The organism is Mangrovactinospora gilvigrisea, from assembly GCF_001879105.1.
Classification (GTDB): Bacteria; Actinomycetota; Actinomycetes; order Streptomycetales; family Streptomycetaceae; genus Mangrovactinospora; species Mangrovactinospora gilvigrisea.
Genome location: NZ_MLCF01000059.1, coordinates 51,662 through 59,543, shown reverse-complemented (window position 1 = coordinate 59,543; position 7,882 = coordinate 51,662). Strand labels below are relative to the sequence as shown.

The following is a 7,882-nucleotide window of genomic DNA, read 5'->3' as shown; positions in this document are numbered from 1 at the left end:
CCCCCCGCCCGCCCCCGCGGGTCCGCCGCCCGGCGGCATGCCGTCCGACGTGGCCCGCTTCCCGGGCAGCGGCGGCGAGAGCGGCGGCGTCTGGCTGGAGATCAACGGTGCGCAGCACCGCGTCAGCGGCCCGGTCGTGGTGCTCGGCCGGAGCACCGAGGCCGACATCCGGGTGGACGACCCGGGCGTCTCGCGGCGGCACGCCGAGATCCGCATCGGCTCGCCGTCGATGGTGCTGGACATGAACTCCACCAACGGCATCGTGGTGGACGGGCAGCGCACCCGGCGCGCGACGCTCCGGGACGGCTCGCGCATCATCATGGGCAGCACCACCATCGTGTATCGGCAAGCCGAAGGGTGAAGCGGGGACCATGTCAGAGCTGACCCTGACGGTCATGCGGCTCGGCTTCCTGGCCGTGCTGTGGCTGTTCGTCATCGTCGCGATCCAGGTGATCCGGAGCGATCTGTTCGGCACCCGGGTCACCCAGCGGGCCGCCCGCCGGCCCGCCCCCGCGCAGGCCGGCCCGCCGCCCGCCGCGCAGCGCCAGCAGGCGCCCCGCTCCTCCGGGCGACAGCGGAGGGGACAGCCCTCCACACTCGTCATCACCGCCGGTACCCTTGCCGGAACCACGGTGGCCCTGCAGGGGCAGACCATCAGCCTCGGCCGCGCCCATGACTCGACCATCGTGCTCGACGACGACTACGCGTCCAGTCGGCATGCCAGGATCTACCCGGACCGCGACGGGCAGTGGTTCGTCGAGGACCTCGGCTCCACCAACGGCACCTTCCTGGGCCAGGCTCGGGTGACCTCCCCGATGCCCATCCAGCCCGGTGCCCCCGTCCGTATCGGAAAGACCGTCATCGAGCTGCGGAAGTAGTCGCGAATGAGCGAACGAGGCAACCTCGCCGCCCTGCGGGGGCCGGTCGGCCGGCACCGTGACGGGGTGGTGCGCGCATGAGCCTGACGCTGCACTTCGCGGCCGACTCCCACAAGGGCATGATCCGGGAGGGCAACGAGGACTCCGGCTACGCCGGCCCGCGCCTTCTCGCGATCGCCGACGGCATGGGCGGCCAGGCCGCCGGCGAGGTGGCGAGTTCCGAGGTCATCGCCGTCGTCCACCGCCTCGACGAGGACATTCCGGGCGCCGACCTGCTCACCGCGCTGGGCGACGCCGTGGAGCGGGCCAACGACCGGCTGCGCACCATGGTGGAGGAGGACCCGCAGCTGGAGGGGATGGGCTGCACCCTCACCGCGATGCTCTTCACCGGGCAGCGCGTCGGCCTGGTGCACATCGGCGACTCCCGCGCCTACCTGCTGCGCGACGGCCAGCTCACCCAGATCACCACCGACCACAAGTGGGTGCAGCGGCTCGTCGACGAGGGACGGATCTCCGCCGAGGAGGCCGCCAACCACCCGCAGCGCAACCTGCTGATGCGCGCCCTGGACGGCAAGGGCCAGGCCGAACCCGACCTGGCGCTGCGGGAGTTCCGCGTCGGCGACCGCTACCTGCTCTGCTCCGACGGCCTCTCCGACGTGGTCAGCACCGAGACCATGCAGGAGACGCTCTCCGGCTACCAGCCGCCGCGGGAGACCGTGCAGGAGCTGATCCAGCTCGCGCTGCGGGCCGGCGGGCCGGACAACATCACCGTCATCGTCGCGGACGTCCTGGAGACCGACGCGGGCGACACCTTCGCCGGCCAGATCTCCGACTCCCCGCAGGTGGTCGGCGCGGTGGCGGACGCCCCGCCCACCGCCCCGATGAACTCCCTCGGCATGGGCTTCCCCGCGGGCCGCGCCGCCGGCCTCGGCCGCGCCCCCGAGGGCAACACCGTGGTCGGCGGGTACGGCCCGCCGGACGGCTACGGGACGGGTCCGGGCGGCGCCACCGCCGCCTCCGCCACCCCCGAGCCGGGCGAGCAGAGCAGCGCCGAGGACGGCAGCTGGGAGATCCCGCCGGACGGCCGCGCCCGCCGCCGCAACCCGTGGCTGCGCCGCAGCGCGTTCGGGGCGCTGGCGCTGTGCGTGCTGGGCGGTGCCGCCTACGGCGGCTGGCGCTGGACGCAGTCGCAGTACTACGTCGGCGCCGAGGACGGCCATGTGGCCATCTACCGCGGGGTCGACCAGAGCCTGCTGGGCCTCAACCTCTCCAGCGTCGAGCAGTCGTACCCGACGGCGAAGCTCTCCGACCTGCCGCAGTACAACCAGCAGGCGGTGAAGAGCACCATAGGCGTCTCCAGCCTGGCCGAGGCGAAGACCAAGGCCGGTGAGCTGGAGCACACCGCGGACGTCTGCCGCACGGCGCGCGCCGAGCAGGCCGACAAGGCCAGGCAGAAGGCCGCGGGCGGCGACAAGTCGGGCGCGTCCTCGGGGACTTCGTCCCGCAGCACCACCACGGCGAAGGGCACCAAGAGCCCCAGCCCCTCCCCTTCCGCGAGCCCGACGCTATCGTCCCAGGACCAGCAGACCGCCAACAGCTGTCTGAGCAACCAGCCGTAGGGGGCCGTCTCCACTCGTGAGTAGTTTCGGGATCGGCCGGAGTATCACCAACACCGGCGCCACCACGACCATTCAGCCGCAGGAGGCACCGAACCGCCGCAACACCGAGCTCTTCCTGCTGGTGTTCGCGGTCGCGATTCCGGTGTTCGCCTACGCCAACGTCGGCCTCGCCAAGAACGGCGCACTGCCGGGCGGGATGTTCGCGTACGGGCTGGGCCTCGGGGCGCTGGCCGCCGTCGCGCACCTGCTGGTGCGCTGGCGCGCGCCCTACGCCGACCCGATCATGCTGCCGGTGGCCACGCTCCTCAACGGCCTGGGCCTGGTGATCATCTGGCGGCTCGACAACGTCAAGTCGCTGGGTGCGGCCGGCGCGCCCAACCAGCTGATGTGGTCGGCGCTCGGCGTGATCGGCTTCGGCCTGGTGGTGTGCCTGCTGCGCGACCACCGCGTGATGCAGCGCTACACCTACATATCGATGATCGTGGCGGTGGTGCTGCTGGCCGCGCCGGCGTTCTGGCCGGCGTCGGCGGCCAACTTCGGCGCCAAGATCTGGATCCGGGTGGGCGGGTTCTCCATCCAGCCGGGCGAGTTCGGGAAGATCGTCATCGTGGTCTTCTTCGCCGGCTACCTGATGGTGAAGCGGGACGCCCTGGCGCTCGCCAGCCGCCGGATGCTCGGCGTCTACCTGCCCCGCGGCCGCGACCTGGGCCCGATCCTCGCGGTCTGGGCGATCGCGATGCTCATCCTGGTCTTCGAGAACGACCTGGGCACCTCGCTGCTGTTCTTCGGCGTCTTCGTGGTGATGCTCTACGTCGCCACCGAGCGGACCAGCTGGGTGCTGTGCGGGCTGGCGCTCACCGGCGTCGGGGTCTTCGGCATCGCCCAGATCTCGCCGCACGTCCAGGCCCGCATCACCAACTGGCTCCACCCGATGGCCTCGGTGGACGCCGGCAAGGGCGTCGACCAGACCGCGGCCGCGCTCTTCAGCTTCGGCTCCGGCGGGATCGTCGGCACCGGGCTGGGCCAGGGCCACTCCTACCTGATCGGGTTCGCCGCCAAGAGCGACTTCATCCTCACCACCATCGGCGAAGAGCTGGGCCTCACCGGGATGATGGCGCTCTTCATGCTCTACGCGCTGCTGGTGGAGCGGGGGCTGCGCACCGCGATCGCCTCCCGCGACCCGTTCGGCAAGCTGCTGGCGCTGGGCCTCTCCGCGGTGATGGCGCTGCAGGTGTTCGTGGTGGCCGGCGGTGTCACCGGGCTCATCCCGCTCACCGGCATGGTGCTGCCCTTCATCGCGCAGGGCGGCTCCTCGGTGGTCACCAACTGGGCGCTGGTGGCGATCCTGTTGAGGATCAGCCACTCGGCGCGGCGGCCGGCGCCGATGCCGGCGCCGATGGACGCGCAGGCCACCCAGGTGGTGCGGCGTCCCGACCAGCCCGAGCCGCAGCCCCGGGCCGAGCCGGTGCCGCCGACCCCGGCGCAGCCGTCGCCGTCGCCGATGCCGCCGACCTCGGAGCCGGGTCCGACGCAGACGTCCCCCACGTCACAGCCGTCGCAGCAGCCTCCCCGGCCCCAGCAGGCGCCGCCGCTCCCGCAGCAGACGCCCGGTCAGGGACAGGATCAACAAGGTCCTTACGCCGAGCCGCGTCCCCCTCAGCAATACTGAGCGGAGGGGGACGGGCCCCGGGATGACCATCACCACATTCACTCGCGGAACCGTGCGGCCCCCCAGCCACGTCCGAACCGGCGAGGAGCCCAACGCCGTCGTCCACCACCCAGCCTGAGGTACACAGACAATGAACAAGCCGCTGCGCCGGGTCTCCATCTTCTGCCTGGTCCTGGTCATGGCGCTGATGGTGCGCGCCAACTGGGTGCAGGCGGTCAAGGGCCACGCGTACGCCAGCAATGTGCACAACCAGCGGGTCGCGTACGAGCGCTACTCGCATCCGCGCGGCAACATCATCGTCGGCGGCAAGCCCATCACCGGCTCGGTCGAGGCGCACGGCAAGGACTCCATCCCGGAGTACAAGTACAAGCGGACGTACACCGACGGACCGATGTACGCGCCCATCACCGGGTACTCCTCGCAGGTGTTCGGCAGCAGCCGGCTGGAGACCCTGGAGGACCCGATCCTCTCCGGCACCGACGACCGGCTCTTCTTCCGCAACACGCTGGACGAGCTGGAGGGCAAGGAGCGGCAGGGCGGCTCGGTGGTCACCACCATCGACCCCGCGGTGCAGAAGGCCGGCTGGGACGCGCTGCAGGGCAAGAAGGGCGCGGCCGTCGCGATCGACCCGAGCACCGGCAAGATCCTCGGCCTGGTGAGCTTCCCCTCCTACGACCCGTCCTCGATCGCCGGCAGCGGCAACGAGTCGGCGAAGAACTGGAAGTCGCTCAACACCACCGAGAAGTCCCTGATGCAGGACCGCGCGATGCGCGAGCTGTACTTCCCGGGCTCCACCTTCAAGATCGTCACCGCCGCCGCGGCCCTGGAGAACGGCCTGTACACGAGCGCCGACCAGAAGACCGACACGCCGAAGAACTGGACGCTCCCGGGCACCACCACCCCGCTGCCGAACGAGTCCGAGTTCGAGCCCTGCCAGAACGCCACCCTGGCGGTCGGGCTGGCCGTCTCGTGCAACACCGTCTTCGGCAAGATGGGCTACGACATCGACCACAAGTACGGCAAGGGCACGATACTCAAGGAGGCCGAGAAGTTCGGCTTCAACCAGTCGAACCTGGACACGCCGATCGCGCCGTCCACGAGCAACTTCGACAAGAACATGAACGACTCGCAGACCGCGCTGTCGTCCATCGGGCAGTTCGACACCAAGGCCACCCCGCTGCAGATGGCCATGGTGGCCGCGGCGGTCGCCAACAACGGCACCCTGATGAAGCCGTACCTGGTGGACAAGCTGCAGGCGGCGAACCTGTCGACCGTTCAGCAGACCCAGCCGCAGGTCTACAGCCACCCGCTGAACGCCAAGAACGCCTCCGTCCTCCAGCAGATGATGGAGGGCGTGGTGAACAACCCGCTGGGCACCGGCGCCGCCGCCAAGATCTCCGGCGCGGAGGTCGGCGGCAAGACCGGTACCGCGCAGAACGGCCTCAACAACAGCGGCACCCCGTACGCCTGGTTCATCAGCTACGCCAAGGTGAACGGCAATGCCAAGGTCGCGGTGGCCGCGGTGGTCACCTCGTCCAGCACGGTCCGCGGCGATGTGGCGGGCGGCAAGCTGGCCGCCCCGGTGGCCAAGGCGATGATGGAGGCGGCCATCAACAAGTGAGGCGACGCCGCACGTCGGCGGGGGTCGGGGCCGGTACCGTGTTCCCTTGCGGGACCCAGTCCCCGGGCGGGAGCCGCGGACCGGCTTCCGCACCGCCGACGGGCAACCGCCGCCACGCCTCCGCACCCGTCCGAGCCGGCACGAGAGAGAGCAGGGAGCCATGGAAGAACCGCGTCGCCTCGGCGGCCGGTACGAGCTGGGTGCCGTGCTCGGCCGCGGTGGCATGGCCGAGGTGCACATCGGCCATGACATCCGGCTCGGCCGCACCGTCGCCGTGAAGACCCTGCGCGCCGACATGGCCAGGGACCCGGTGTTCCAGGCCCGCTTCCGGCGCGAGGCCCAGTCGGCCGCGTCGCTCAACCACCCCTCGATCGTCGCCGTCTACGACACCGGCGAGGACTACGTCGACGGGGTGTCGCTGCCGTACATCGTCATGGAGTACGTCGACGGCTCGACGCTCCGCGACCTGCTGCACTCCGGCCGCCGGCTGCTGCCGGAGCGGGCCATGGAGATGACCGCGGGCATCCTCTCGGCGCTGGAGTACAGCCACCGCAACGGGATCGTGCACCGCGACATCAAGCCCGCCAACGTGATGCTGACCCGCCAGGGCACCGTCAAGGTGATGGACTTCGGCATCGCCCGGGCCATGGCCGACACCGGCGGCATCACCATGACGCAGACCCAGTCGGTGATCGGCACCGCGCAGTACCTCTCCCCGGAGCAGGCCCGCGGCGAGACCGTGGACGCCCGCTCCGACCTGTACTCCACCGGCTGCGTGCTCTTCGAACTGCTCACCCTGCGGCCGCCGTTCGTCGGCGACACCCCGGTCTCGGTGGCCTACCAGCACGTCCGCGAGATGCCCCAGCCGCCCTCCGCGTTCGACCCGGAGATCACCCCGGCGCTGGACGCCATCGTGCTCAAGTCCCTCGCCAAGGGCGCCGACGAGCGCTACCAGTCGGCCGACGAGTTCCGCGCCGACCTCGAACGGGCGCTGGACGGCCTCCCGGTGGAGGCCGCCGCGGGCATGGGCGCCGGCGGCTACGGCGCCGAGGCGGCCACCGCGATGATGTCGCCGCAGGCGGCCACCGCGATGATGCCGCGCTCCGACGGCGGTCCGGGCACCGCCATGATGCCGCCCGTCGAGGACGACGGCGACGGCTACGGCGACGGCGGCCGCTCCTCGCGCCGCCAGCAGAAGAAGAAGGGCCGCGGCTCCACGGTGCTGCTGGTGATCGCCGCCCTCCTGGTGATCGCCGGCGCCTATCTGGTCGGCCGCACCTTCCTGTCCGGCAACAGCCCGGCGGAGAACAACGTCAAGGCGCCCAACCTGGTGGGGGAGTCGCTCTCGGACGCCCGCACCTCGGCCGTCAACACCGGCGTCAAGCTCGCCCGGGGCAGCGAGGAGTACTGCGCGCAGGACAAGGGCGCGGTGTGCCGCCAGTCCCCCGCGGCCGGCGCCGACATGAAGCGCGGCGGCACGGTCACGGTGGTGGTCTCCAAGGGCTCCCGGCCGATCTCGATGCCCGACCTCAAGGGCAAGACGGTCGACGAGGCCATGCAGATCCTCGCCGACAAGGGCTTCGACTCCGGCAGCATCACCAAGAACACCCAGGAGAACACCACCGTCCCCAACAACACGGTGCTCAGCTCCGACCCGCCGGCCGGCCAGCAGGTCCCGAAGGGCTCGAAGATCACCCTGACCGTGGCGACCCAGCCGGCCACCTCCCAGGTGCCGGACGTCACCAACCAGGACAAGGACACCGCGGCCCAGGCGATCCGCAAGGCGGGCTTCACCCCGGCCTTCGTCTACGCCCAGGCCAACGACCCGACCAAGGTCGCCAACACGGTGGTGTCGGAGAACCCGGGCCAGGGCAGCACCCAGCAGAAGGGGACGACGGTCACCCTGACGCTCAATCCGCCCGGCAACTCGCCCAACCCGACGAACCCGACGCCGTCGCCGACCCCGACGGACACCTCGGGCGACACCGGCGGCATCCTGGGCGGGCTCCCCGGCGGCAACAACGGCAACGGCAACGGGAACGGCGGCTGACGGCCGGCGTCACCGGACGAGCAGTGCGGCGCGGCCGCCGGCGGG

5 protein-coding genes and 1 pseudogene are annotated in these 7,882 nt (G+C 71.2%); all 6 read left to right on the top strand.

The window, feature by feature from the left end:
* Positions 1-361: FHA domain-containing protein (locus BIV57_RS12430; protein WP_139275629.1), on the top strand; the 361-nt coding region annotated here is incomplete at its 5' end.
* Between the two features lie 10 nt (positions 362-371).
* Positions 372-878, top strand: a complete 507-nt coding sequence (locus BIV57_RS12425; RefSeq protein WP_071656810.1) for an FHA domain-containing protein FhaB/FipA — start codon at positions 372-374, stop codon at positions 876-878.
* Between the two features lie 77 nt (positions 879-955).
* Entirely contained in the window at positions 956-2,497 is a 1,542-nt protein-coding gene (locus BIV57_RS12420; protein ID WP_071656809.1) for a PP2C family protein-serine/threonine phosphatase, read from the top strand.
* 31 nt (positions 2,498-2,528) lie between these two features.
* Positions 2,529-3,923: pseudogene (locus tag BIV57_RS12415) on the top strand (FtsW/RodA/SpoVE family cell cycle protein); the annotation flags it as partial.
* Between the two features lie 373 nt (positions 3,924-4,296).
* Positions 4,297-5,787 (top strand): penicillin-binding transpeptidase domain-containing protein, encoded by a 1,491-nt coding sequence (locus BIV57_RS12410; RefSeq protein WP_071656808.1) that lies wholly within the window; start codon positions 4,297-4,299, stop codon positions 5,785-5,787.
* Positions 5,788-5,947: 160 nt separating this feature from the next.
* Positions 5,948-7,837 (top strand): Stk1 family PASTA domain-containing Ser/Thr kinase, encoded by a 1,890-nt coding sequence (gene pknB, locus BIV57_RS12405; RefSeq protein WP_071656807.1) that lies wholly within the window; start codon positions 5,948-5,950, stop codon positions 7,835-7,837.
* Positions 7,838-7,882 lie beyond the last annotated feature (45 nt).

Excerpts from the sequence above, each read along its gene's own strand:
- BIV57_RS12420 (WP_071656809.1), top strand. The coding sequence starts at position 956 with ATGAGCCTGACGCTGCACTTCGCGGCCGACTCCCACAAGGGCATGATC.
- pknB (WP_071656807.1), top strand. The coding sequence starts at position 5,948 with ATGGAAGAACCGCGTCGCCTCGGCGGCCGGTACGAGCTGGGTGCCGTG.
- BIV57_RS12410 (WP_071656808.1), top strand. The coding sequence starts at position 4,297 with ATGAACAAGCCGCTGCGCCGGGTCTCCATCTTCTGCCTGGTCCTGGTC.
- BIV57_RS12425 (WP_071656810.1), top strand. The coding sequence starts at position 372 with ATGTCAGAGCTGACCCTGACGGTCATGCGGCTCGGCTTCCTGGCCGTG.